This is a genomic window from Streptomyces achromogenes (assembly GCF_030816715.1).
Taxonomy (GTDB): Bacteria; Actinomycetota; Actinomycetes; order Streptomycetales; family Streptomycetaceae; genus Streptomyces; species Streptomyces achromogenes_A.
Map to the genome: position 1 here is coordinate 4,141,505 of NZ_JAUSYH010000001.1, position 23,499 is coordinate 4,165,003.

Here is a 23,499-nt window from a genome sequence, read left to right on the forward strand (position 1 = left end):
CGCCCATGCCCGCCCTCGTCCTCCTCTGCGCCGCCTTCGTCGTCGGCGTCGAACAGACCATCCAGTGGAAGTACGGCAGCACCGGCGCCGTCGGCCTGCTCCTGCTCAGCGTCGGCGTCAAGGCCAAGAGCCCTGCCATCAGTTCCCTCGGCGCGGTGATCCTCGCCCTCCTCGCCACCGGACCCGCCGTCAGCTCGTGAGCACCAGCTCCGAGCTGATGGTGTCCCACAGGGCGTCGAACCACCTCCGGGACTGTTCCACCAAGGTCGTGTCCCGCGGGCCGGCGCCCTCCTCGAAGGCGAACAGCAGCGACCGGGTGCCCTCGGCGTCGTACAGCTCCAGGTGCTCCTGGTCGATCGTCTGCTCGCCCCGGGTGACCGTGTAGTACGCGAACAACGCCTCCGCCCCGTTGAGCAGATACAGCTTGACGGGCGGGGTGAACGGCAGCGCGCGAAAGGTCACGTGCACGTCGATGCCGTGCGTGGAACGCAAGGTGAGCAGGTTGTGCCGCAGCACCTGCCCCTGGGCGTTGCGGTGGGCGAGCCAGCGGCGCTGCAACGGCCCGCCGGGCGAGCCGTCCACCGGCGTGGGGAAGGCGAGGTCGATGTCCCGGGACGGCAGCAGGACCCGGACGTCGATCTTGGCCGGTTTCAGCTCCCCCGCGTGGATCTGCCGCAGCGGTTCGCCCATCGCGGCCGTCAGCGACACCGCGGTCAGGCAGAGGGCGTCGACCTCGACATGCTCCGCCGCGAAGGCCGCGGTGACACGGGGCGGCAGGCCCACCATCGAGGGCTGCGGCGCCGCGGCGGGCCCGACCGGCAGACCGGCCGCCCCCGGCCGCCCCGCGACCGTCGCCGGACTGCCCTTGGAGACGTTGGTCAGAAGCCGTTCCGACTGCAGAATGCGCAGGGCCTGCCGTACGGCGCCCCGCTCGACGCCGAACTCCTTCGCCAGCTTGGCCTGCGTGGGCATGCGCTGACCCGGCCGCAGCACTCCGGTTCTGATCCGGGTGCGCAACTCGTCGGCCACCTCACGGTGTGACGGCAACGGCCGCCCCGCCTCCCTCCGCCCCTTGACGGAGGCATGTTCCCGCTCCACGTGCGCACAGTACAACTTCTCGCCATCTTTAGGCAGTTCAAAGAGAGATGGTTATAGGACGCTTCCAAGCGGACATAAGTACAGTGAAGTTGGCAGCCAACTTCAACGACATGGTCAAGCTTCTAGACGGTTGGCCGGTGGGCCCCCTTCCGGAGGGGAGCCGGGAGCCCGCGCGGCCGGCGCCGACGTACAGCCACAACTGAACAGCACCCGCTCAGCCACAACTTCAGAACGCCGCACAGCCACAACTGAACAGGCACGACCGAACAGCTACGGATGGGCGGATCCAGGGGTTCAGGTCCATGGATCCGCTGCCACACCGCACCGCCCGCTCACGAGAGGAGCCGTCAGAACACGTCCGGGCACCACGGCCGTCCGGACGTACGCAGCAGGGCGTCGGCCCCCCGGGCGGCGCCCGCTCGTTCTTCCCGGAGCCGGCCGAGCGCCGCCAGCCGGACCGCGGACTCGTCACCCAGCCACAGCGTCGCCAGCTCGCCGACGTCGAGCGTGAGGTCGGCGCTGCGGGTGGTCGGCTCGCAGGAGGCGCCGTCGGGGGTCGCGTCCAGCAGGAAACGGCCGCCGGCCAGGCCGGCCCCGTCGACGACCTCCAGCACCAGCGAGCCCGCCGCGTCGTAGGTACGCGCCTGAAGGGCCCGTACGACGTCCAGGATCCGCACCCACAGCCAGTCCGCCTGCGTGGTGATGGTCGCCGCGCGCGGGTCCGGCAGGTAATGCGGCAGCAGGTCGCCCGGGGAGCGCCAGCCCGACTTCACCCGGGTGATCCAGTCGATGGAGCACAGGTAATGCCACAGGGCGCGCTCCGCGGCCGGGGTCACCGCGATCAGCCACCGCACCGACGCCGTGTTCAGCGGCTGCTTGGCGTCGCTCCACTTCTCGTCGGCCCGGTAGGCGACCATCCCGTCCACCTCGCCGTCCGGCGAGCGGTACACCGCGTAGAAGGGTTCGGTCCAGGGGTCGCCGGTCGGGTTCGCCACCCCGGTCTGGATGTCCCACCACTTGTCGCTCCTGCTGACGGCGCCGGGCTGCGCGCGCCGCAGCCGCTCGTGCAGCGCGGGGCCCGTCTTGCGGACCTCGTCGCCGTCGACGAGGTCGATCCGGCCCTCCTGCGGCTGACCCGACCGGCGCGGGTCGAGACCGGCGCGCGGCACGTCGATCGACCACTGGGTCGTCGTGGTGGCCGGGCCGAAGCCGTAACGGCCGTAGATCCGGTACTCGGCCGCGATGAGCGTGGCCACGACGTCCCCGCGCTCCTTCGCGGCCGTGAGGTCGTCGGTCATCAGCCGGGTGAGCAGACCGCGGCGGCGGTGCGTGGGCGAGACGGTGACGTTGGAGATCGCGTCGGCCGGGACGGCGGCGCCGCCGACGGCGGTGAGCTCCTGCGGGAACGAGCGGAACGTTGCGACGCAGCGGCCGGCGTCGAAGGCGCCCGAGGTGCGGGACTGCGAGATGGCCGCGCGGCGTTCCGCCAACAACTGCTCGGTGAGGACCGGTGGGCGCAGGAAGCCCGTGTCCAGGGCCCGTATCCAGTCGGGGAGTTCGGAGTCGGTGATCAGACGGGTGTCGACGGGGAGGCTGGCTCGGCTGGTCATGGCATCACCGTAGGCAGGCACGGCCGGCCACCGCGGGCATTTTTCTCCACCGCCCCGCCACCCGGCCACCCCGCCGCCGCGACTACCGGGCACCCGTCCCCCGGCACCCGGACCATCGGGCCCCGGGCCCCGGGCCTCCGGCCGGCGGTCACCCGTCCCCGAGCCGTCGCCTCCCGGCACCCGTCCCCCGGCCACCGGCCCCCGGTTCCCGCCGGGAGCCGCCGATCGCCGGGGTCGGTCGCCGGGGTCGGCCGCCCGTGCCGGCATGGCGCTTCCGCCGGGCTCACACCAGCAGGTCCTCCACCTGCGCCTCCCCCTCCCGATACCGCCGGGTGATCTCCGCGCCGGACTCGTCGGCCGTCCGCTGGAGGTGCTGACGGCGGCTGGAGACCTGCTGTTCGTAGCGCACCAGCCGGGCCATCGCCTCGTGCAGCTCGAGGTCCGTGCGGGCGTCGAGGTCGGACAGCTCGACGTCGGCCAGCATGTCGGCGGCCAGCCGCCGGCCCTCCTCACTGTGCGGGGTGCCCAGGGTGACGTGACGTGCGGAGGAACGGTGCCGGGCCGGGCCGTCCGTGAGGATCTCCGGCAGCCGGTCCACCACGGAGGCCGCACCCGTCGGTGAACGCCGGGCCAGCTCGGCACGCAGAATGTCGATCCGGCCCTGCAACAGCCGTCGTACGTAACTGAGGTCCGCCTCGTCGCGCTGGGCGTCCCGGCGCAGGGTGCGCAGCTCGGGCAGACTCAGCCCGGCCAGCTCCTGCTCGGCGGGTTCGACGGGCAGCATCGGGCTCTCGCTGCGCTGTGCGGGCGGCCGGTGTGTCGCCGACCGCTCGGTACTCGGTGTGCTCATGTGCCTCAACCGTCTCTCGACCGGCGTGTGGAAAGCATCGTGCCACCCCAAGTGGCCACTATGTGACCGAGTCCCCCCGAACGGCCCCAGACAGGGGCTTAAGGATCAAAAATGGGCCAGTCGTCGGTCCGCGTCCGCGACCCGGCATCATGGTCGGCATGCGAGCGGTGGTGCAGAGGGTGGACGGCGCGAGCGTCGTCGTGGACGGCGAGACGGTCGGCGAGATCAGCGGCGAGGGGCTGTGCGTCCTGGTCGGCGTCACCCACGAGGACACGAAGGAGAAGGCGGCCCAGCTCGCCCGCAAGCTCTGGTCGGTGCGCATGCTGCACGACGAGAAGTCCTGCAGCGACATCGCCGCCCCGCTGCTGGTGATCAGCCAGTTCACGCTGTACGGCGACGCGCGCAAGGGCCGCCGGCCCACCTGGAACGCGGCCGCACCGGGCCCCGTCGCCGAACCGCTCGTCGACGAGGTGGTGGCGCAGCTGCGCGCCCTCGGGGCGACCGTGGCGACGGGCCGGTTCGGCGCGCGGATGCGGGTGTCGCTGACGAACGACGGCCCGTTCACGGTGCTGATCGAGGTCTGAGGCGCGGGCGGCGGGCTCCCTACGGCTCGACCACGACCTCCTGGGCCGCCGCCGTCGTGCCCGCCAGCAGCGGGGCGTCCACCGGGACGTTGCGCTTCACCAACGCGAGGGCGACCGGGCCGAGTTCGTGGTGGCGCGCGGACGTGGTGATGAAGCCGATCTTGCGACCGTCGGGCGCCTCGTCGGCGACGCGGAGTTCGGTGCCCGCGGCGGGCAGGTGGACCTCGCTGCCGTCGAGGTGGAGGAAGACCAGACGGCGGGGCGGCTTGCCGAGGTTCTGTACCCGGGCGACCGTCTCCTGGCCCCGGTAGCAGCCCTTCTGCAGATGCACGGCGGTGCCGATCCAGCCGAGCTCGTGCGGGATGGTGCGGTGGTCGGTCTCGAAGCCGAGGCGCGGGCGGTGCTGCTCGACGCGGAGCGCCTCGTGGGCCAGGATCCCGGCGGGCGGACCGGCCTGTCCGGCGTACGACTCCAGGTCGGCGCGGGGCAGGAAGAGGTCGCGGCCGTGCGCGGTCTCGCGGACCACGACGCCCGGCGGGACGGGTGCGATCGACCCCGCGGGCAGGTGGACGACCGCGGTGTCCGCGGTGCGGTCGGCGACCTCGACCCGGTAGAAGAACTTCATCGACTCCAGGTACGCGATCAACGCCTCCTCGGTGCCGGGCTCCACGTGCGCCCAGACCGTCATGCCGTCGTCGACCAGGTACAGCGCGTGCTCGATGTGACCGTGCGCGGAGAGGATCAGCGCCTCTGCGGCCTGGCCGACGGGCAGGTCGGCGACGTGCTGGGTGAGCAGGAGGTGCAGCCAGCTCAGCCGGTCCTCGCCGGTGACGGCGACGACTCCACGGTGCGAGAGGTCGACGAAACCGGCGCCGTCGGCGAGGGCGCGCTGCTCGCGGAACAGGTCGCCGTAGTGACCGGCGACACCTTCGTCCACACCCTCGGCGGGGACGGCGCCGGGCAGGGACAGCAGAGGGCTCTTCATGGCGCCAAGCCTACGACCCGGCGGGGGAACCCTTGACGGTAGAACCCTTGACGGTCGAACCCTTGAGCGCGCAGTCCTCGCAGCGGCCGAAGATCGCGAAGTGCTTCATGTCCGTCTCGAAGCCGAAGCTCCGGCGCAGCTTGGCCGTGAACTCCGCGGCGACCTGCACATCCGCCTCGATGACGTTGTCGCAGTCCCGGCACACCAGGTGGATGTGGTGGTGCCGCTCGGCCAGGTGGTACGTCGGCGCCCCGTGCCCCAGGTGCGCGTGGCTGACCAGCCCCAGCTCCTCCAGGAGCTCCAGGGTCCGGTACACCGTGGAAATGTTGACCCCCGACGCCGTCTTCCTCACTTCCACGAGGATGGCGTCGGGGGTCGCGTGCTCCAGGGTGTCCACGGCCTCCAGGACAAGCTGGCGCTGCGGCGTCAGGCGGTATCCGCGCTGCCGCAGGTCGCTCTTCCAGTCAGTGCTTTCAGTGCTCACCACACAGAAGAGTCTAGGTCCGTCCGGGACTACTTGAAGAAGGCGATCCCGTCGTCCGGCATGTCGTCGGGGAGGGCCTTCGCCCAGCGTTCGACGTCCTCCGGGGTGACGACCTTCTTCAGGTGGGCCGACATGTAGGGGCGCAGCTCGACCTCGGGGGTCTGCTTCTCGCCGACCCACATGAGGTCGCTCTTGACGTACCCGTACAGGCGCTTGCCGCCGGTGTACGGGCCGGAGGCGGCGGTGCGGGCCACCGCGTCGGTGACGAGGTCGATCTGCGGCTTCTTGTCGGCGAGCTCGCCGTACCAGATCTCGACCACGCCGTCGTCACGGACCATCGTCACCTCGACCTTGCGGTCGGCGTCGATGCGCCAGAAGCCGGACTCGGACTCCAGGGGACGGACCTTGTCGCCGTCGTTGTCCAGGACCCACGTGTGGGAGTGGTACTCCAGGAAGTCACGGCCGTCGTGGGCGAAGGTGACCTCCTGCCCGAAGTTGCACTTCTGCGACCCCGGGAAGTCGTGCACGCCCGCGCCCGCCCAGCTGCCGAGCAGGAAGGCGAGGGGGACGAGGTCCTTGTGGAGGTCGGACGGAATCTCGATCATGAGTGACAGTTCCTGGAGGTGGTCGGTCTCAGCGCTGGCCCTGGTACAGCTTCTTCACGGTCAGACCGGCGAAGGCGAGAACGCCGACGCAGACCAGGACCAGCAGGGCTTCGAAGAAGATCTCCACGGGTGCTCCTCGGATGAGCGTGCTTCGGGTACGGACGGCTCGCGACACGTACGACAGGGCCGGGCCCCAGCTTACGCGGCCGGGACCCCGCCCTCCTTGTGAGGTACGCCCTCCACGGGCGTCAGCTCAGCAGCTGGCTCTGCAGGGTCACGGTCTGCTGGAACGGAACGGCCGCCGCGGCGCCCTTGCGGGACTGCAGCACCAGGGCGATGACGTCGCCGGCGTGCAGGTAGGCCTGCCGCAGCTGCTCCGCGCCGTACGGCTTCACCTCGTCGTAGGCGTGACGCTTGACGTTCGGGACCTCGGCGGCGATGGGGTATCCCTCGTCGAACTCCGTCTCGGTCGCGCCGCGGGCCGCGTGCACGGGCCCGGTGAACGTGGTGAGCGCGGTGTACAAGCTCTCGGCGACCGCGCCCGTGTCGAACTGCAGCAGGTAGACACCGGTGCGGGTGCCGTCCGGGGTGGTCCAGCCACGGGCCGCGATGTGCCGCAGGCCGTTGTCGGTGAGCAGCTGTCCGAGGGTGGTGCGGTCCTCCTTCGCCTCGAACACCGTCAGGAAGTCCTTGGCGGCGAGCCAGCCGTCGGCGCCGTGCAGCGCCTTGTCCTGCGTCGAGCCCTCGGGCGCGGGAAGCAGCAGCGCCCGCAGGTCCGCGTAGTGGGCGGAGCCCCGGTTGCTGCTGTCGAACGGGCTCGGGCTGCCGGAGGGCAGCGGCGGTTCGACGATGTCCGGGTAGACCCAGCGGCCGTCCGACGCGGTGGCGAGCCCGGGCAGTTCGGTGCGCTCCATGCGCGCGATCCCGTACGCCGTCCCCGCCCCGAGCGAGGCGAAGACCGTGAGGACGGCGGTCCAGCGCAGGACGGCCCGCAGCACCCGGCGGTCCTTGGGGACGGCGACCTTGCCCTGCGGGTCGGGGGCAGCGTCCGGGAGGGGGTCGGGAGCAGCGTCGGAAACGGTTTCGGGGGTGGTCCCGGGGGTTCCTGTCGGCTCCGGCTCCTCCGGCCTTGACTCCGGCTGCGGCTCCGGGGCCGGCGGCGGCTGCAGGCGGGGGTGCTCGGTGGTCATACGGCCTGTCCCGGGTCGTCGATGCGGTCGAGTTGCTTGGCGAAGAACTTGGCGACGAATGTGCCGTCGATCGGCTCGGGCGCCGCCGATGTGACGCTGACCAGCACGTCTCCCACGGCGGCGGTGCAGAGCGCCGTGCCCAGGTCCGTGCTCTCGCCCTTGGGGCTCAGGAAGCACCGCGCGTCCGGGTGGCCCTCGATCTTCGGGCCCTTGCGGAAGACGTCCATGGCGGTGACGAAGCCGTTGAAGGCCGTCGCCGACCGGCGCACGGCGGTCGGGTTCTCCTGCCTCGACAACGTGACGTCCAGGGTGATCGTGTCCTTGATGTTGTAGTCAGACCAGTCGACCGCGTAACTGCGCATCGCCACGCCCTTGATGCGCTCCTTGTCGATCAGCTTCTCCAGCTTCCGGCGGGAGGCGTTCGGCAGATCCTTGAGCGACTCCTTGCGCAGGGCGGTGGCCTGTGCGCCGCTGAACTCGGCGTCCGGACCGAACTCGGCCAGGTCCGGACCGGGTTGGTAGCCGTCGGTGCCGTACGGCAGCAGCAGCGCGCTCAGCCCCGACCCTGCGGCGCCCTCCTTCTTCCCGTTGCCGCCGGCCTTGTCGTCGGCAACGGCGGGCACGCGCGGGAACTCCCAGGTGGGGCTGCCGGTCTCGCGGTCGGCGTTCTGGACGGTCACGACGGTGTAGCCGACGCCGCCGACGAGCGCGCAGGCCAGCAGCACGGACCCGGCCACGGCGACGATCCGGCCGGCCCGGCGCGCCCTGGGGGCGACGGGCGCCCCGACGACGGCGGTCCCGGCCGCGGTGGCCTCGGGAGTCTCGGCGGCGGTGGCCTCGGGAGTTGCGGCCTCGGTGGTCTGCGGACTCTCGCTCACAGCTTCCCCATCTGCCGGACGGCCAGGTCCATGATCTTCGCCTTGGATATCGGCTTGCTGTCGTTGACGCGGATCTCCATGTAGACGTCTCCCCGCCAGGCGAGCGCCTCGGCCGCGTACAGCGGGAGGTAACCCGGCTTCCGCGCGGGTGCGTCGTGCACGTACACCGTCCCGTCGCCGGTACCCGGAATGGGCCAGTCGCGGGTGTCCTCCTCCTTCTCGGCCCAGGAGCGGCCGGAATCGGCCCATTCGGCCGCCGAGGGATCGTTCTCCTGACGGAACTGCACGAGGTTGATCTCGACGTTGTCGTTCTCGCCCATCCGCCACGACGTCGTGGCCGCACGGCGGAACTCACTGCCGGCGAGGCTGTCGAACGCGTCGGCCGGGCTCTTGTACTCCCCCGCGTACGAGGCCAGGTCCGCCCAGCCGTCGCGGCCCACCGGGAAGCGGCTGTCCTTCGCCCCCTTGGGCCGTGTGATCAGCAGTCTGCGCAGGTCGCCGTCGGTCTTGACGCGACGGTCCTGGGCCGCCGACAGGGGTTCGGCCTCGCCGCCGGCCTGTCCCACGACGGGCTGGGAGAGCGGCGGCAGGGCGGTGGGCGCACGGCCGGCCTGGATCACGTACCCGGTGCAGGTCCCGGCGGCCACCCCGAGGAGGGCCGCTCCGGCGATCATCAGTGTCGTACGGCCCCGGGGCCGGTTTCCGGGGCTTCCGCGGGACGAGTCGGCCTCATCCGGCCTTTCCGGATCTTCCACAACATCCCCCTCATCTGTGTGAAGCGCTTTCGGCAACACGCTTCACAGCAGACCCGTGGTCAACATCGGCGGTTGTAGTGAACCTGATTACGATTCGGGTATGGCGAAGAAGCTCGTGATCAAGGTGACGGCAGGGGCCGACGCGCCCGAGCGGTGCTCTCAGGCGTTCACGGTCGCCGCGGTGGCCGTGGCCAGCGGCGTCGAGGTCTCCCTGTGGCTCACCGGGGAGTCCGCCTGGTTCGCGCTGCCGGGCCGGGCCGCGGAGTTCGAGCTCCCGCACGCGGCGCCGCTGCCCGGTCTCCTCGAATCCGTGCTGGCCGGGGGCCGTCTCACGCTGTGCACCCAGTGCGCCGCCCGCCGGGACATCACGGAGAAGGACGTCATCGACGGCGTCCGGATCGCGGGGGCGCAGGTGTTCGTCCAGGAGGCGCTGGGCGAGGACACGCAGGCGCTCGTGTACTAGGGCGAGTGACCGAGAGACACGAGGCGGGCGCGTACCGGGGGTGCCGGGGGCCGGGCCGTCCGGGGCGCTCCGTCTACGGGCGGCGTTTCTTGCCGTCGAGTTCGTCCCACCACTCGTCGGACTCGGGGTCGCCCGAGGGGTCGTCCCACCAGCGGTCATCGGGGCCGCGCCGGTTGGCGACCATGGCCGCGACCGGCGGAATGACCATCGCCACCAGGCACATCGCGACGGCCGCGGGCGTCGACCAGATGCGCACGACCGCCCAGGCCAGGACGAACAGCGCGATGCAGGTGCCCATCATCGCGAAGTAGACGTGCCGTCGGCGGGCCAGCATAGGTCCAGGGTAGGCCGGGGCATGGCGAAGGGCCGTGTCCCGGGCGTCCAACCCGTGGGACACGGCCCCCGCGTCGTGCTCAGACCGCGATCGCGACCTCGGCGAGACCGCCCTGCTGGGCGACCACGGTGCGGTCGGCGGTGCCGCCGGGCACGAGGGCGCGGACGGTCCAGGTGCCTTCGGCCGCGTAGAAGCGGAACTGTCCGGTGGCGGAGGTCGGGACCTCCGCGGTGAACTCGCCGGTCGAGTCCAGCAGACGGACGTATCCGACCACCGGCTCGCCGTCCCGGGTCACCTGACCCTGGATCGTGGTCTCACCGGGCTTGATCGTCGAGGCGTCCGGGCCGCCGGCCTTCGCTCCACACATGTGTTTCTCCAGAGGGGTCTGACCAGAAGGTCGGTCGGGTGGGATTACTTGTTGGCGCCGAGCTCGATCGGGACGCCGACGAGGGAGCCGTACTCGGTCCAGGAGCCGTCGTAGTTCTTGACGTTCTCCACGCCCAGCAGCTCGTGCAGCACGAACCAGGTCAGGGCCGAGCGCTCACCGATGCGGCAGTACGCGATGGTGTCCTTGGCCAGGTCGACCTGCTCGTCGGCGTAGAGCTCCTTGAGCTCGTCGTCCGACTTGAAGGTGCCGTCGTCGTTGGCGTTCTTCGACCACGGGATGTTGCGGGCGGACGGGACGTGGCCCGGACGCTGCGACTGCTCCTGCGGCAGGTGGGCGGGGGCGAGCAGCTTGCCGCTGAACTCGTCGGGCGAGCGGACGTCGACCAGGTTCTGGACGCCGATGGCCGCCACGACGTCGTCGCGGTAGGCGCGGATGGCCGTGTTCTGCGGCTTGGCCTTGTAGTCGGTCGTCGCGCGCTCGGGCACCTCTTCGACCAGCTCGCGGGCGTCCAGCTCCCACTTCTTGCGGCCGCCGTCGAGGAGCTTGACGTTCTCGTGGCCGTACAGCTTGAAGTACCAGTAGGCGTACGAGGCGAACCAGTTGTTGTTGCCGCCGTAGAGGATCACCAGCGTGTCGTTGGCGATGCCCTTCGCGGACAGGAGCTTCTCGAAGCCCTCCTGGTCGACGAAGTCACGGCGGACCGGGTCCTGCAGGTCCTGGGTCCAGTCGATCCGGATCGCGTTCCTGATGTGGTTCTTCTCGTACGCGGACGTGTCCTCGTCGACCTCGACGATGGCGATGTCGGGGTTGTCGAGGTTGGCCTCGACCCAGTCGGCGTCGACCAGTACGTCGCTGCGGCTCATGCTCGTTCTCCTCCGGGGCAGTTACGGCGGGGGTGTGCAAGAAAATGAGGGGTGCGCGACCGGGACTCGCCGGCGGCCGGCGCACGGATGCCCTCGGAAGAGGGCGGGGGAGACGCGGAGGGCCGGCGGCGCTTCCGCTCAGAAGGGGCGACAGAGCATGGCGGCGACGCGGCACAGGTCTACTGCCCGCCGCTTCGTGAGATCCGCCTGTCGCTGCATCATGCCGTCGATCGTAGGGACGGACAGGCGGCCATGTCATCAGCGCTCCGCATAGTGAGACGCGATCGTCCGCATACTGGGAACACAGAAGCGCCCGGGCCGTGGGGGCACGGCTTCCGGGCGCTTGTATCCGTCGTCACATGGGCCGTACGGATGATCACGTCTCGCCTGTCGGACGTCTGCCGTCCATCGACGGCTCACGCGTCCGTCGCCGGTCGTCCGTCGGCCGGCCCCTGGACCGGCGGTTCGGGGGCCGACTGTCCATGGGCCGACGGTTCGTGGGCCGACGGTTCGTGGACCGGCGGTCGTCCGTCGGGGCCCAACCAGCCCTACCCCGCCAGCTTGACGTTCGAACCCTTCACCGAGATCTCGACGCCGTCCTTGCCCGCCTGGACCTTGTCGAGCTTGATGCCGCCGGGCAGGTCGTCGATCTTCTGCTGGAAGTCGGTGATCGAGCGCACCTCGTTCTCGGCGGCCCGGACCCCGCCGAAGCTGGGCAGCGAGTCGGCGTGCACGCGGACGGTGTCGCCCTGGACGGTGACCGTGCTCAGGACGTACACGGGCTGCGGCAGCTTGGTGCCGAGGACGGTGGCCTCGACGGCGACCTTGATCTTGCCGTTGCCGCCGTCCGAGAGTCCGACGACGTTGGCGGTGACTCCCCGCACCACCTCGGTGGGCTCGGCCTTGGCCGTCTTCAGCAGCTCGGCGTAGGTGATGGAGGCGGTGCCGGTGGCGCTGGCGGCGGTCGCGGAGCTGTAGTCGCCGGAGAACTCGACGCCCTGCATGTCCGCCTGGAGGTCGTCGATGCGGATGGTCCGACCGCTGGTACCGGTCGCCGCCTGGTAGTCCTTGATGCCCACCTCGACGTCGTCCAGCGAGCCGCCGACGACCTGGGTGAGGAACGGGAAGCCCTTGATGGACACGTCCGGGGTGGCGGCGAGGCCCTCGTTGGCCTTCAGCTTGTCGGCCACCTCGCCCTCGGCGAAGTTCACGGCGAGGCGGTCCGCGAGCACGAACAGGCCGCCCAGGACCACGACGACGACCAGAAGTATGCGGAGTGCGCGCATGACGGATATTCCCCCACCGGACGGCCTGAACAGTTCACTGACAACGGTTCAAGGTAACCCTTGGGGAAAGGCCCGCCGCCGGATTGTCGATCACCTGTGACAGACCCTTACCGCTCTTACCTCCTTACGCCGCCCTCCTTACGCCAGCGCCCGCCCCAGCACGTACACCGCGGGCGCCGCCGCGGCCAGCGGCAGGGCCACGCCCGCCGTGAAGTGCACGAAGCGGGAGGGATAGTCGTAGCTCGCGACCCGGTGGCCGATGAGCGCGCAGACCGCCGCGCCCGCGCCGAGCAGCGCGCCCTTCGCGCCCAGACCGGTCATTCCGCCGACCGCGATGCCCGCGCCCGCCGCGGCGAGCAGGGCGACCACGACGGAGGCCGGGGTGGGCAGCGGCAGCGCCCGGGCGAGGACGGCCACCGCCACCGCGGCCGCGCCGACCGACACCGCGTCCGGGTCGGCGCCCAGGTGGCCGGCGGCGAGGACGGCCAGCGCACTGGAGGTGACGGTCGCCATCAGCCCGTACATGCGCTCGTCGGGATCGGCGTGCGAGCGCAGCTGGAGGATGAGGCAGAGCAGGACCCAGACGCCCAGGGTGCCGAGGATGGCGGCCGGCGCGTGCTCCCGGCCGGCGGCGAGGAGCACCGCGTCCGCGACCAGCGCGCCCAGGAAGGCGAGGGCGATGCCCTGCCGGGCCGGCCACATGCCGTTCAGCCGGAACCAGCCCGCGGCCGTCACCGCCTGGAGGGCGACGAGCGGGACGAGCAGGGCGTACGAACCGATCGCCGCCGTGCCGGAGAGCAGCAGACCGAGCAGGGCGGTGAGCGCGGCGGGCTGCATGCCCGGCTCGATGATCGGCGAGCGTCCTTCCAGACGGGCCCGCTGGGCGTCGGTGACCCGGGCGTTGCCGGCCACCGTGGCGGGGCCGTAGCCCGAGCCGGTGCCACCCGCGGGCTGGGAGACCGCGGCGGCGGGCGGCGGCTCGGCGCCAGGCGCGTGAGACGCCTGAGACGCGTGGGATCCATGAGACGCGTGAGGCGCCGGCCGGGCGGCGGCAGCGTGTCGGCCGTCCGTCCCGTCCGCCGGGGCGCGGTGCTCCGGCGGACGGGGCGCGGCGGCCGCCGCCGGGTCTCCGTAGGCGGCCTGCGGGTTCCCGTACGCGGGAGACCCGCCCGACTGGGGCGGCAGGTAGGCGGTTGCGGCCGGGTCGGCGGCCATGGCCGGGTCGGCGGCGGTGACCGGCGGCTGGACGCTCGTCTCCCAGGTCTGCCCCTGCCACTGCTGGGTGTCCTGGAGGTGCGCCTGCGGGTCGTCGTACCCCTGCTGCTGCCCCGGCCACGCCTGCTGGGCCTGGTGGGCCGGGTGAGGCTGCTGGTCCTGGTGGGCCGGGTGAGGCTGCTGGACGTACGGATCGTGGTCCGCCTGCCCCTGGTGGCCCAGGTGGCTCAGGTGAGCGTCGTGCCCCTGGTAGCCCTCTTGGCCCTGGTAACCCTCTTGGCCCTGATAGTTCTGGTGGCCCGGGTAACCCTGATGGTCGTACGGCTGGTCGGTCATCTCACCCTCCTGCGAACGGCGGGAGCACCTCGACCGTGCCGCCGTCGGCCAGCCGTACCGTCTCATGTTCGCGGGTGCCCACGGGGTCACCGTCGACGAGGAACGAGCATCGCTGCAGGACACGCACGAGTTCGCCGGGGTGTCGCTCGCGTACGGCGTCGAGCGCCTCGGCGAGCGTGACCGCTTCGTGCGGCTCCTCGGCGATGCCGGCCGCGGCCTTCGCGGCGGCCCAGTAGCGCACCGTGACCTGGGGCATGGGTTCCTCAATCGATCGGCTGTGTACACGGTCAGGCTAGCCCGCCCGGGCGACCGCCCAGTCCCCGATGCGGGTCAGCAGGCCGTCGCCGGCCGCGTGCTCGGCGTGGCCCATGCCGTGCTCCAGCCAGAGTTCGCCGTGCCCGGCGGCGGCCTCCGCCAGCATCCGGGGGTGGTCCAGCGGGAAGTAGCCGTCCCGGTCTCCGTGCACGATCAGCAGCGGTGTGGGGGCGATCCTCGGGACCGCCTGCACCGGGGACAGCGGGACCGGGTCCCATTCGCGGCGGTGGATGCGGGTGCGGAAGCCGTAGCGGCCGACGAGGCGGCCCTCGGGGCGGGTGACCATCCAGTGCAGGCGGCGCATGGGGGCCGTGCCGCGGTAGTACCAGCGGGCGGGGGCGCTCACCGAGACCACGGCGTCGACCGTCCCCGGGTGCAGCGCGGCGTGCCGCAGGACGACCGAGCCCCCCATGGAGAAGCCGACGGTGACCACGCGCGCGTGCCCGAGCGAGCGGGCCCGGTCCACCGCGGCGGCCAGGTCGAGGACCTCGCGGTCGCCCACGGTGGAGTGCCCGCCGGAGCGGCCGTGCCCCCGGAAGGAGAAGGTGACGACGGCGCCGTACCGGGCGAGGACGGACGCCACCCGCCGTACGTGCGGCCGGTCCACGTCCCCGGTGAACCCGTGTGCGACGACGAACACCGGGTGACGGGCGGATGACCCGTCGGCGTCGTATACGGCCGCACCCGGTTCGTATACGAAATCGATGGAAACCCCGTCGGCGGTGGGGAGAAACGTCCGCAATGGTGCGCCGGTGCCCGTCTCGCAATTCGGACGAACGGTGGAACGCGCCACATGACCTGCCGGACCGCTGCTCATGTGGGCTATTCTGCTGGACAGAGGACTCGGGCAGCGCAGCCCCCGGGTCCTTTTGTGCTTTCGGACGCGCTGTATACGAAGTGGGAACCGAGCGGGAAACGCCAGGTGACCACCGGTGTACGGGCCCCGGGAACGCAGAGCAGTGCCGTGACGACCGCAGTGCCGCAAGAACTCCCCCACCGCCCCGAGCGTGGGAGGGGCCCCACGCAGGGACCGAGGAGGAACCAGACATATGAGTTCTCTGCTGCTCCTGACCAACGCTCTCCAGCCCTCGACGGAAGTGCTGCCGGCCCTCGGCCTGCTGCTGCACAACGTGCGCGTGGCCCCGGCGGAAGGGCCCGCTCTCGTCGACACCCCCGGCGCCGACGTCATCCTCGTGGACGGGCGTCGCGACCTGCCCCAGGTCCGCAGCCTGTGCCAGCTGCTGCGTTCCACCGGGCCCGGCTGTCCGCTCGTCCTCGTCGTGACCGAGGGCGGCCTCGCCGCCGTCACCGCCGACTGGGGCATCGACGACGTGCTCCTGGACACCGCCGGACCGGCCGAGGTCGAGGCCCGGCTGCGGCTGGCCATGGGCCGCCAGCAGATCGTCAACGACGACTCCCCCATGGAGATCCGCAACGGCGACCTGTCGGTCGACGAGGCGACCTACAGCGCGAAGCTGAAGGGGCGGGTCCTGGACCTCACCTTCAAGGAGTTCGAGCTCCTGAAGTACCTGGCCCAGCACCCGGGCCGGGTGTTCACGCGCGCACAGCTGCTCCAGGAGGTCTGGGGCTACGACTACTTCGGCGGCACCCGCACGGTCGACGTCCACGTACGGCGGCTGCGGGCCAAGCTGGGTCCGGAGCACGAGTCGCTGATCGGAACCGTCCGGAACGTCGGTTATCGATTCGTTACCCCCGAGAAGGGGGAACGCTCCACGGACGAGTCCAAGGAGAAGACGGACCGGTCGGACCGGGCAAAGACGGACGAGGCGGACAACGCGTCCGCCCTGGACGCCAGCGAGGTCCCGGCGGAGGCGTAGTACCCGCCAGTAGGCCCCGCACCTGCTCGGACAGGGCGTTGCTTCCGCAAGCAGAAGGTTCTTCACGCCCTGCCCAGAGCCGGTCCATCCGCGTAGACTCCGCGCGTGGCAAAGGTGACTCGGGATGATGTGGCGCGGCTGGCGGGGACTTCGACCGCCGTCGTCAGTTACGTCATCAACAACGGACCCCGGCCGGTCGCCCCGGCCACGCGCGAGCGTGTCCTCGCCGCCATCAAGGAGCTGGGGTACCGGCCCGACCGGGTCGCTCAGGCCATGGCGTCCCGACGCACCGACCTCATAGGCCTGATCATCCCGGACGCCCGTCAGCCCTTCTTCGGCGAGATGGCGCACGCGGTCGAGCAGGCCGCCTCCGAGCGCGGGAAAATGGTGCTGGTCGGCAACACCGACTACGTCGCCGAGCGCGAGGTCCACTATCTGCGGGCGTTCCTCGGGATGCGGGTCTCCGGCCTCATCCTCGTCAGCCACGCGCTGAACGACCAGGCCGCCGCCGAGATCGACGCCTGGGACGCGCGCGTGGTGCTGCTGCACGAACGCCCCGAGGCCATCGACGACGTCGCCGTCGTCACCGACGACCTCGGCGGTGCCCAGCTCGCCGTCCGCCACCTCCTGGAACACGGCCACGAGTACGTCGCCTGCGTCGGCGGCACCGCGGAGACCCCCTCCGTCGGCGACCCGGTCTCCGACCACGTCGAGGGCTGGCGGCGCGCGATGGACGAGGCCGGCATCAGCACGGAGGGCCGGCTCTTCGAGGCCCCCTACAACCGCTACGACGCCTACCGCGTCTCCCTCGAGCTGCTGGCGGGCCCGGACCGCCCGCCGGCCGTCTTCTGCTCCACCGACGACCAGGCGATCGGCCTGCTGCGCGCCGCGCGCGAGCTGCGCATCGACGTCCCCGGCGAGCTGGCGGTCATCGGCTTCGACGACATCAAGGAAGCGGCCCTGGCCGACCCGCCCATGACGACGATCGCGTCGGACCGCTCGGCGATGGCCCGGGCCGCCGTCGACCTCGTCCTCGACGACGGTCTGCGGGTGGCGGGGTCCCGGCGCGAGCGCCTGAAGGTGTTCCCCTCGCGCCTGGTGGCGCGGAGGTCCTGCGGCTGCGAACAGCCTGCGTGAACAGCGCCTGGGCCGTGCCCGCGCAGCCTTCATGAGACCTGTCTGAGAGACCTCGCGCAGCCGCCGCGTCAGGCTTCATATCGGGCATACGAGGTTCTGCCGGGCTTCTCAGGGAGCACTCAGGGAGCTCTCATGGTCGAGCGACAAGCTTCCTTCCATGACCGAGAGCATCCGCCGCAGCGGCGAGTACGAGAACCCGTACCAGGCCCCGTACGAGGGCGCCCGGCAGCACGCCTCCTCCCCGGCGGCCCCCTCGCCGGCAGCCCCGTCGCCGGCGACCCCCTCCCCGGCGGCTGCCTCCCCGGTGAACGCGGAGTGGCCGCCCCCGCCCGCCTACCGGCCCGCTGCCGCCCACGAGCCGCAGCAGACCGCGCGGCAGCCGATCCCGCAGCAGCAGACCGCGCGGCAGCCGGCGGTCGACCCCGCCACCGGATGGCAGGCCCCGGCGGCCCCGGGCGGCGACGCATTCGGCGGTCACGGCGGTCACGGCGGCGGAACCGCTCTGTTCGCTCCCCCGGCCGCCGAGCCCGCCCCCCACGCCCGGAAGAAGCGCACCCGCGGTCCGCTCGCGCTGCTCGCCGCCGTGGCGATCGTCGCGGCCGCCATCGGGGGCGGCACCGCCTACGGCATCCAGGAGCTGACCGGCAAGGACGAGGTGGTCGCCACGTCCACCACCACCAGCGTGGTGCCCTCCAGCAAGACGGGCGACGTGGCCACCATCGCGGCAGCGGTCAGCCCGAGCGTCGTCGAGGTCAGCGCCACGCTCAGCAACGGGACGTCCACCGGGTCCGGCGTGATCATCACCAGCGGCGGCGAGGTCGTCACCAACAACCACGTCATCTCCGGCGCGAACTCGATCAAGGTGACGACCAGCGACGGCAAGTCGTACACCGCCAAGGTCGTCGGCACGGACAGCAAGAAGGACCTCGCGCTCATCAAGCTGGAGAACGCCTCCGGCCTCAAGGCGGCGACTCTCGGCGACTCCGACGGCGTCAAGGTCGGGGACACGGTCGTGGCGATCGGCTCCCCCGAGGGCCTGACCGGGACCGTCACCAGCGGCATCGTCTCCGCCCTGGACCGGGACGTGACCGTCTCCACCGACGAGAGCCAGGGCCAGCAGCAACAGCAGGGCGGCGGGGAGGGCAACTGGCCCTTCCAGTTCGGCGGCCGGCAGTTCAACGGCGACACCGGCGAGTCCACCACGACGTACAAGGCGCTCCAGACGGACGCCTCCCTCAACCCCGGCAACTCCGGCGGCGCGCTCATCGACGCCGCGGGCGACATCATCGGCATCAACTCCGCGATGTACTCCGCCGCGGCCGACTCCTCCTCCTCCGACGCCGGCAGCGTCGGCCTCGGATTCGCCATCCCGATCAACACCGTCAAGTCCGACCTCGCCACGCTGCGGGCCGGCGGCTCCGACAGCTGACCACCCCCACCGACCGAGCCAGGGAGTACGTCATGATCAAGCAGGTTTCGCACACGGTGACCGGTTGCGGTGCGGCCGACCTCGGCCTGGCCCTCGACGTGGCGTACGAGCTGCACGCGCCGACCGCGTCGACCCGCGCGCCGGAGGTGGCCCCGCAGCTGACCGGCCTGCGCGCCCCGGCCGGCCGGCCGCACGTGCGCAAGGTCCCGCTGAACCGGCTCGCGACGCTGCGCGGCTGAACCCGCCCAGCCCGCTCCGCCGCTCCGTACGGCCCGCTCCGCCCGCTCCGCCGCTCCGTACGGCCCACTCCGTACGATCCGTACGCGCCCGTAGGGAACCGTGCGAGGCTGAGGACGCTCACCACGTTCAGCACGACCCGCCTCCCGTCGTCCCACCGCACCCGAGGAATCCACGCCCATGAGCCCCGCCGAAGGCGACCGTGACACCCAGCGCATCCTGATCGTCGACGACGAGCCGGCGGTACGCGAAGCACTTCAGCGCAGCCTCGCGTTCGAGGGCTACGACACGCAGGTCGCCGTGGACGGTGCGGACGCGCTGGAGAAGGCGACGGTCTACCGGCCCGACCTGGTGGTCCTGGACATCCAGATGCCGCGTATGGACGGTCTGACGGCGGCCCGCCGCATCCGGGGCGCGGGCGACACCACCCCCATCCTGATGCTGACGGCCCGTGACACGGTCGGCGACCGCGTCACCGGGCTCGACGCGGGCGCCGACGACTACCTGGTCAAGCCCTTCGAACTCGACGAGCTCTTCGCCCGGGTCCGGGCCCTGCTGCGGCGCAGCTCCTACGCGCCGGCGGCCGGCGCGGGCGCGGCGCAGGAGGACGACGCCCTCACCTTCGCCGACCTGCGCATGGACCTCGCGACGCGGGAGGTGACGCGGGGCGGGCGGCCGGTCGAACTGACCCGCACGGAGTTCACCCTCCTCGAGATGTTCATGGCGCACCCGCGCCAGGTCCTCACCCGCGAGCAGATCCTGAAGGCGGTCTGGGGATTCGACTTCGAGCCGTCGTCCAACTCGCTGGACGTGTACGTGATGTACCTGCGCCGCAAGACGGAAGGGGGCGGTGAGCCGCGCCTCGTGCACACCGTACGAGGGGTCGGTTATGTGCTGCGACAGGGCGGCGCCGAGTGAACAGGATCGTCCGGCGGTTCCGGACCCTGCCCATCCGGGCCCGGCTGTCGATGCTGGTCGCCGCCGCGGTGGCCTTCGCGGTGGCGGCGGTCTCGGTGACCTGCTGGTTCATCGTGCAGGGGAAGCTGTACGACCAGGTCGACCACGATCTTGAGAAGTCGCTGGGCATGCCACGGCTTCAGGACCAGGCCGAGGCCGCGGTCAACAACTGCACCACGAAGACATCGCTGGACACCGGCAACGGGCCGCCGCGCAGCACCTACTACCAGGTGGTCACGGAGGACGGAAAGTCCTGCGTGGCACCGTACTCCGTCGGCTCGGTCAGGGTGACCGAGGCCGACCGAAACCTCATCAAGCAGGGAAGCGACACCCGCGGGAAGTTCCGCAACGGCACCGACTCGGAGGGCAACGACGTACGCGTCCTCACCCTGCCGGGACTCACGGTCGCCGACCCGTCCACGCAGAGCGCCTCCAACGCCGCCCTCCTCATCGCGCTCCCTCTGAAGAACACCCAGTCCACCCTCAACGACCTCGCCCTCCTGCTCCTCCTCGTCTCCGGCATCGGAGTCGTCGGCGCCGGGGCCGCCGGTCTGGCGGTGGCCCGGGCCGGGCTGCGACCCGTCGACAAGCTCACCGAGGCCGTCGAACACGTGGCCAGGACGGAGGACCTGAGCATCCGGATCCCCGTCGAGGACGAGACCGACGACGAGATCGCCCGGCTCTCCCGGTCCTTCAACTCGATGACCGCCTCCCTCGCCGACTCCCGGGAGCTGCAGCAGCAGTTGATCGCGGACGCCGGGCACGAGCTCCGCACCCCCCTCACCTCTCTCCGTACGAACATCGAGCTCCTGACCCGCAGCGAGGAGACGGGCCGTCCGATCCCCGAAGCGGACCGGAAGGCGCTGCTCGCCTCCGTGAAGGCGCAGATGACCGAGCTGGCGGCACTCATCGGCGACCTCCAGGAGCTGTCCCGTTCGGAAGGGCAGCGCGGTGAGCGTGTGCAGGTGGTGTCCTTCGAGGACACCGTGGAGTCGGCGCTGCGCCGGGCCCGGTTGCGCGGTCCGGAGCTGACCATCACGGCGTCGCTGGAGTCCTGGTACGCCCGGGCGGAGCCGGCCGCGCTGGAGCGCGCGGTGGTCAACATCCTGGACAACGCGGTGAAGTTCAGCCCCGAGGGCGGCACGGTCGAGGTCCGTCTCGTCGACGGGACGCTGACCGTCCGCGATCACGGCCCCGGCATCCCGGCGGACGAACTCCCGCACGTCTTCGACCGCTTCTGGCGCTCCCCCGGCGCGCGGGCCCTCCCCGGCTCCGGCCTCGGTCTGTCGATCGTCGCCCGCACCGTGGAAGAGGCGGGCGGCCAGGTCACGTTGGAGCGGGCGGACGGCGGTGGCACGGTGGCGACGGTCCGGCTGCCGGGGGCGCCGACCCCTCCGCCGGAGACGCCGGGAGACGTGCCGCAGGCGTCTTAGGGATCATCGGCAACCTTTTCGTTCCGGGCGGCGACCATGCCACGACCCGAACCCCCCACGGGTGGTCCCCTCCACGGAACGGAATCCCGCACATGAGCGATATCAGCGGCACGCCCAGGCGTCGGCACCGCAGGCGCGGCAAGGCCCTCGCGCTGGGCGTCCCCCTCACCCTGACCGCGGCCGGCGCCCTCGCCTACGGCACGGATCTGGGCGCCTTCGGCAGCGGCGCGCAGCACACGGCGTCGGCCGCGACCGCCGCCCCCGCCTGGGCGACCGCCTCCGCCGACGGCTTCGCCTCGGTCAACGCCCTGGGGCAGAACGGCACCTACGGCGGCCGGAACGGCAAGACCGTCACCGTGAAGAGCCTCGCCGACCTGGAGAAGTACGCGACCTCCAGTGAGCCGTACGTCATCGTCGTGGCAGCCACGATCACCATGAATCCGGTCGGCAAGGAGATCAAGGTCCAGTCGGACAAGACGATCGTCGGGTCCGGGACCTCCGGACAGATCGTCGGCGGCGGCTTCTTCCTCGGCCAGGGCGTCCACAACGTGATCATCCGGAACCTGACGATCCGGGACGCCTACCAGGGCGTCTGGAACGACAAGGAACACGATTTCGACGGCATCCAGATGGACGGCGCCCACCACGTCTGGATCGATCACAACGACATCCGGCACATGGCCGACGGACTCATCGACAGCCGCAAGGACACGACCTACCTGACCGTCTCCTGGAACAAACTGAGCCAGGAGAACAAGGCGTTCGGCATCGGCTGGACCGCCAACGTCACCGCCGACATCACGATCCACCACAACTGGGTCCGCGAGACCGAGCAGCGCAACCCGTCCACGGACAACGTCGCCCACGCGCACCTGTACAACAACTTCCTGGAGGACGTGGCGGGGACGGACATCAAGTCGTCGTACGGCAACTACTCCCGCGGCAAGACGAACATGGTGCTGGAGAACTCGTACTTCCAGGGCATGACCAATCCCGTGGTCCGGGACGCGACGGCCACCCTGGTCCAGCGCGGCAACCTGTTCTCCGGCACGAGCGGCAAGAACGAGAGCGGCGGGTCGGGCGCGGCCTGGAACCCGAAGACGTACTACCCGTACACGCTGGACAAGACCGCGGACGTCCCTGCGCTCCTCAAGTCGGGCACGGGCCCGCGCGGTTCCATCGGCACGGTCGCGTCGACCGCCTCCGCGAAGGGCTCGAAGGGCTCGACCGGCTCGACGACGAAGGCGGCCGCGGCCGCCACGACGCTCACCGTCGCCAAGGACGGCAGCGGGCAGTACACGACCGTGCAGGCCGCCGTGAACGCCGTACCGGCCAACAACCCCTCGCGCGTGGTGATCGCCGTCAGGCCGGGCACGTACCGCGAGCTGGTGAAGGTGCCGAGCAACAAGCCGCATGTCACCATCCAGGGCACCGGCGGCAGCCGCAAGGACACCACGATCGTCTACAACAACGCGTCGGGCACCCCCAAGCCCGGCGGCGGCACGTACGGCACCGGCGGCAGCGCGACCGTCGCCGTCGAGGCGGACGACTTCCAGGCCCGCAACCTGACCATCTCCAACGACTTCGACGAGGGCGCCCACCAGGACATCGCCGGCCAGGCGGTCGCCCTGCGCACCGCCGCCGACAAGGTGTTCCTGGACGGCGTCATCGTCACCGGCGACCAGGACACCCTGCTCGTGGACACCGCGTCCAAGGACAAGCTGCGGCCGCGTCTACATGACGAACTCCTACGTCGTCGGCAACGTCGACTTCATCTTCGGCCGCGCCACCGCCGTGATCGACAAGTCCGTCATCACGCTGAAGAAGCGCTTCAACGGCACCTCCGCCGGCTACGTCACCGCGCCCAGCACCGTCGCCGGGCGCAAGGGCATCCTGATCGCCGACACCACGATCGGCGGGGACGTCTCCGACCGCAGCTTCTACCTCGGCCGCCCCTGGCACGCCGGCGGCGACGCGAGCCTCGACCCGCAGACCACCATTCGCAACAGCACCCTGAGCGCCGCGATCAGGACCGCGCCCTGGACCGACATGAGCGGCTTCCACTGGAAGGACGACCGCTTCGCGGAGTACCAGAACAAGGGCGCGGGCGCCGGCGCCGCGAGCAGCGAACGCCCGCACCTGTCCGACGCCCAGGCCGCCGGCCAGGAGGTCGCGGACTGGCTCGCCGGCTGGACGCCCACCGCGTCCTGACCCCTTGCCGAGGGGCCG

Annotated in this window: 26 protein-coding genes and 1 pseudogene; 10 read left to right on the forward strand and 17 right to left on the reverse strand. The window is 71.3% G+C overall.

What is annotated here, in order from left to right; genetic code table 11:
- Nucleotides 1-5: 5 nt before the first annotated feature.
- Nucleotides 6-200, forward strand: a complete 195-nt coding sequence (locus tag QF032_RS18475) for a hypothetical protein (RefSeq protein WP_057579244.1) — start codon at nt 6-8, stop codon at nt 198-200.
- On the opposite strand, the gene QF032_RS18480 is transcribed toward QF032_RS18475, so the two are convergent.
- The 3 genes from QF032_RS18480 to QF032_RS18490 form a co-directional block, all read right to left on the reverse strand.
- Nucleotides 190-1,098 (reverse strand): winged helix-turn-helix domain-containing protein, encoded by a 909-nt coding sequence (locus tag QF032_RS18480; RefSeq protein ID WP_307056630.1) that lies wholly within the window; start codon nt 1,096-1,098, stop codon nt 190-192. The genes QF032_RS18475 and QF032_RS18480 overlap by 11 nt on opposite strands.
- Nucleotides 1,099-1,445: 347 nt before the next feature.
- Nucleotides 1,446-2,708, reverse strand: a complete 1,263-nt coding sequence (locus QF032_RS18485; protein ID WP_307056632.1) for a GNAT family N-acetyltransferase — start codon at nt 2,706-2,708, stop codon at nt 1,446-1,448.
- A gap of 283 nt (nt 2,709-2,991) precedes the next feature.
- Nucleotides 2,992-3,558 (reverse strand): RsiG family protein, encoded by a 567-nt coding sequence (locus QF032_RS18490; RefSeq protein ID WP_307044086.1) that lies wholly within the window; start codon nt 3,556-3,558, stop codon nt 2,992-2,994.
- Nucleotides 3,559-3,716: 158 nt separating this feature from the next.
- Between QF032_RS18490 and dtd the strand changes: the two genes are divergently transcribed.
- Nucleotides 3,717-4,142, forward strand: coding sequence for a D-aminoacyl-tRNA deacylase (gene dtd / locus QF032_RS18495; RefSeq protein ID WP_306950979.1), 426 nt, complete (start codon nt 3,717-3,719; stop codon nt 4,140-4,142).
- Between the two features lie 19 nt (nt 4,143-4,161).
- Here the strand turns inward: dtd and ygfZ are convergent, their stop codons facing one another.
- The 6 genes from ygfZ to QF032_RS18525 form a co-directional block, all read right to left on the reverse strand.
- Nucleotides 4,162-5,127 (reverse strand): CAF17-like 4Fe-4S cluster assembly/insertion protein YgfZ, encoded by a 966-nt coding sequence (gene ygfZ, locus QF032_RS18500; RefSeq protein ID WP_307056634.1) that lies wholly within the window; start codon nt 5,125-5,127, stop codon nt 4,162-4,164.
- Between the two features lie 10 nt (nt 5,128-5,137).
- Entirely contained in the window at nt 5,138-5,614 is a 477-nt protein-coding gene (locus QF032_RS18505; RefSeq protein WP_306950975.1) for a Fur family transcriptional regulator, read from the reverse strand.
- A gap of 26 nt (nt 5,615-5,640) precedes the next feature.
- The gene (locus QF032_RS18510; protein ID WP_306950973.1) at nt 5,641-6,216 is read right to left on the reverse strand and encodes an FABP family protein; all 576 of its coding nucleotides are present in this window, start codon (nt 6,214-6,216) and stop codon (nt 5,641-5,643) included.
- Between the two features lie 248 nt (nt 6,217-6,464).
- Complete coding sequence (locus QF032_RS18515) at nt 6,465-7,406, reverse strand: hypothetical protein (protein WP_307044089.1); 942 nt, start codon at nt 7,404-7,406, stop codon at nt 6,465-6,467.
- Nucleotides 7,403-8,284 carry a hypothetical protein gene (locus QF032_RS18520; protein ID WP_307056636.1) on the reverse strand — a complete coding sequence of 294 codons (882 nt, stop codon included), beginning with the start codon at nt 8,282-8,284 and terminating at the stop codon, nt 7,403-7,405. Before QF032_RS18520 ends, QF032_RS18515 begins: the two co-directional genes overlap by 4 nt.
- Nucleotides 8,281-8,958: a hypothetical protein gene (locus tag QF032_RS18525; protein ID WP_307044093.1), complete on the reverse strand. Its 678-nt coding sequence runs from the start codon at nt 8,956-8,958 to the stop codon at nt 8,281-8,283. Before QF032_RS18525 ends, QF032_RS18520 begins: the two co-directional genes overlap by 4 nt.
- A 181-nt stretch (nt 8,959-9,139) precedes the next feature.
- Here QF032_RS18525 and QF032_RS18530 point away from each other — a divergent pair, with 181 nt between their 5' ends.
- Nucleotides 9,140-9,502, forward strand: coding sequence for a DsrE family protein (locus tag QF032_RS18530; protein ID WP_307056638.1), 363 nt, complete (start codon nt 9,140-9,142; stop codon nt 9,500-9,502).
- A 73-nt stretch (nt 9,503-9,575) separates the two neighbouring features.
- On the opposite strand, the gene QF032_RS18535 is transcribed toward QF032_RS18530, so the two are convergent.
- The 8 genes from QF032_RS18535 to QF032_RS18565 form a co-directional block, all read right to left on the reverse strand.
- Nucleotides 9,576-9,836 carry a DUF3099 domain-containing protein gene (locus QF032_RS18535; protein WP_306950969.1) on the reverse strand — a complete coding sequence of 87 codons (261 nt, stop codon included), beginning with the start codon at nt 9,834-9,836 and terminating at the stop codon, nt 9,576-9,578.
- Between the two features lie 79 nt (nt 9,837-9,915).
- The gene (locus tag QF032_RS18540) at nt 9,916-10,203 is read right to left on the reverse strand and encodes a DUF1416 domain-containing protein (RefSeq protein ID WP_007382995.1); all 288 of its coding nucleotides are present in this window, start codon (nt 10,201-10,203) and stop codon (nt 9,916-9,918) included.
- Nucleotides 10,204-10,247: 44 nt separating this feature from the next.
- Nucleotides 10,248-11,087, reverse strand: a complete 840-nt coding sequence (locus QF032_RS18545) for a sulfurtransferase (RefSeq protein ID WP_307044097.1) — start codon at nt 11,085-11,087, stop codon at nt 10,248-10,250.
- Nucleotides 11,088-11,225: 138 nt separating this feature from the next.
- Complete coding sequence (locus tag QF032_RS40630; RefSeq protein ID WP_350818853.1) at nt 11,226-11,309, reverse strand: Ms5788A family Cys-rich leader peptide; 84 nt, start codon at nt 11,307-11,309, stop codon at nt 11,226-11,228.
- Between the two features lie 326 nt (nt 11,310-11,635).
- Nucleotides 11,636-12,373: an LmeA family phospholipid-binding protein gene (locus QF032_RS18550; RefSeq protein WP_307044099.1), complete on the reverse strand. Its 738-nt coding sequence runs from the start codon at nt 12,371-12,373 to the stop codon at nt 11,636-11,638.
- 138 nt (nt 12,374-12,511) lie between these two features.
- Nucleotides 12,512-13,924, reverse strand: coding sequence for a hypothetical protein (locus tag QF032_RS18555; RefSeq protein WP_307056640.1), 1,413 nt, complete (start codon nt 13,922-13,924; stop codon nt 12,512-12,514).
- Between the two features lies 1 nt (nt 13,925).
- On the reverse strand, nt 13,926-14,180 hold the full coding sequence (locus QF032_RS18560; RefSeq protein ID WP_306950962.1) for a MoaD/ThiS family protein: 255 nt from the start codon (nt 14,178-14,180) through the stop codon (nt 13,926-13,928).
- Nucleotides 14,181-14,216: 36 nt separating this feature from the next.
- A complete protein-coding gene (locus QF032_RS18565; RefSeq protein ID WP_306950960.1) occupies nt 14,217-15,056 on the reverse strand; it encodes an alpha/beta hydrolase in 840 nt (279 codons plus the stop codon).
- 232 nt (nt 15,057-15,288) lie between these two features.
- Between QF032_RS18565 and QF032_RS18570 the strand changes: the two genes are divergently transcribed.
- The 7 genes and pseudogenes from QF032_RS18570 (at nt 15,289) to QF032_RS18600 (ending at nt 23,481) form a co-directional block, all read left to right on the forward strand.
- Entirely contained in the window at nt 15,289-16,077 is a 789-nt protein-coding gene (locus tag QF032_RS18570; protein WP_307044102.1) for a winged helix-turn-helix transcriptional regulator, read from the forward strand.
- 105 nt (nt 16,078-16,182) lie between these two features.
- Nucleotides 16,183-17,214, forward strand: coding sequence for a LacI family DNA-binding transcriptional regulator (locus tag QF032_RS18575; protein WP_306950956.1), 1,032 nt, complete (start codon nt 16,183-16,185; stop codon nt 17,212-17,214).
- A gap of 157 nt (nt 17,215-17,371) precedes the next feature.
- Nucleotides 17,372-18,643 carry a S1C family serine protease gene (locus tag QF032_RS18580; RefSeq protein WP_307056642.1) on the forward strand — a complete coding sequence of 424 codons (1,272 nt, stop codon included), beginning with the start codon at nt 17,372-17,374 and terminating at the stop codon, nt 18,641-18,643.
- Between the two features lie 32 nt (nt 18,644-18,675).
- The gene (locus QF032_RS18585; protein WP_306950951.1) at nt 18,676-18,882 is read left to right on the forward strand and encodes a hypothetical protein; all 207 of its coding nucleotides are present in this window, start codon (nt 18,676-18,678) and stop codon (nt 18,880-18,882) included.
- A gap of 178 nt (nt 18,883-19,060) precedes the next feature.
- Nucleotides 19,061-19,798 carry a response regulator transcription factor gene (locus QF032_RS18590; protein ID WP_307044105.1) on the forward strand — a complete coding sequence of 246 codons (738 nt, stop codon included), beginning with the start codon at nt 19,061-19,063 and terminating at the stop codon, nt 19,796-19,798.
- Nucleotides 19,795-21,270: a HAMP domain-containing sensor histidine kinase gene (locus tag QF032_RS18595; protein ID WP_307056644.1), complete on the forward strand. Its 1,476-nt coding sequence runs from the start codon at nt 19,795-19,797 to the stop codon at nt 21,268-21,270. Before QF032_RS18590 ends, QF032_RS18595 begins: the two co-directional genes overlap by 4 nt.
- A 92-nt stretch (nt 21,271-21,362) precedes the next feature.
- Nucleotides 21,363-23,481 (forward strand): annotated as a pseudogene (locus QF032_RS18600) (pectinesterase family protein).
- Nucleotides 23,482-23,499 lie beyond the last annotated feature (18 nt).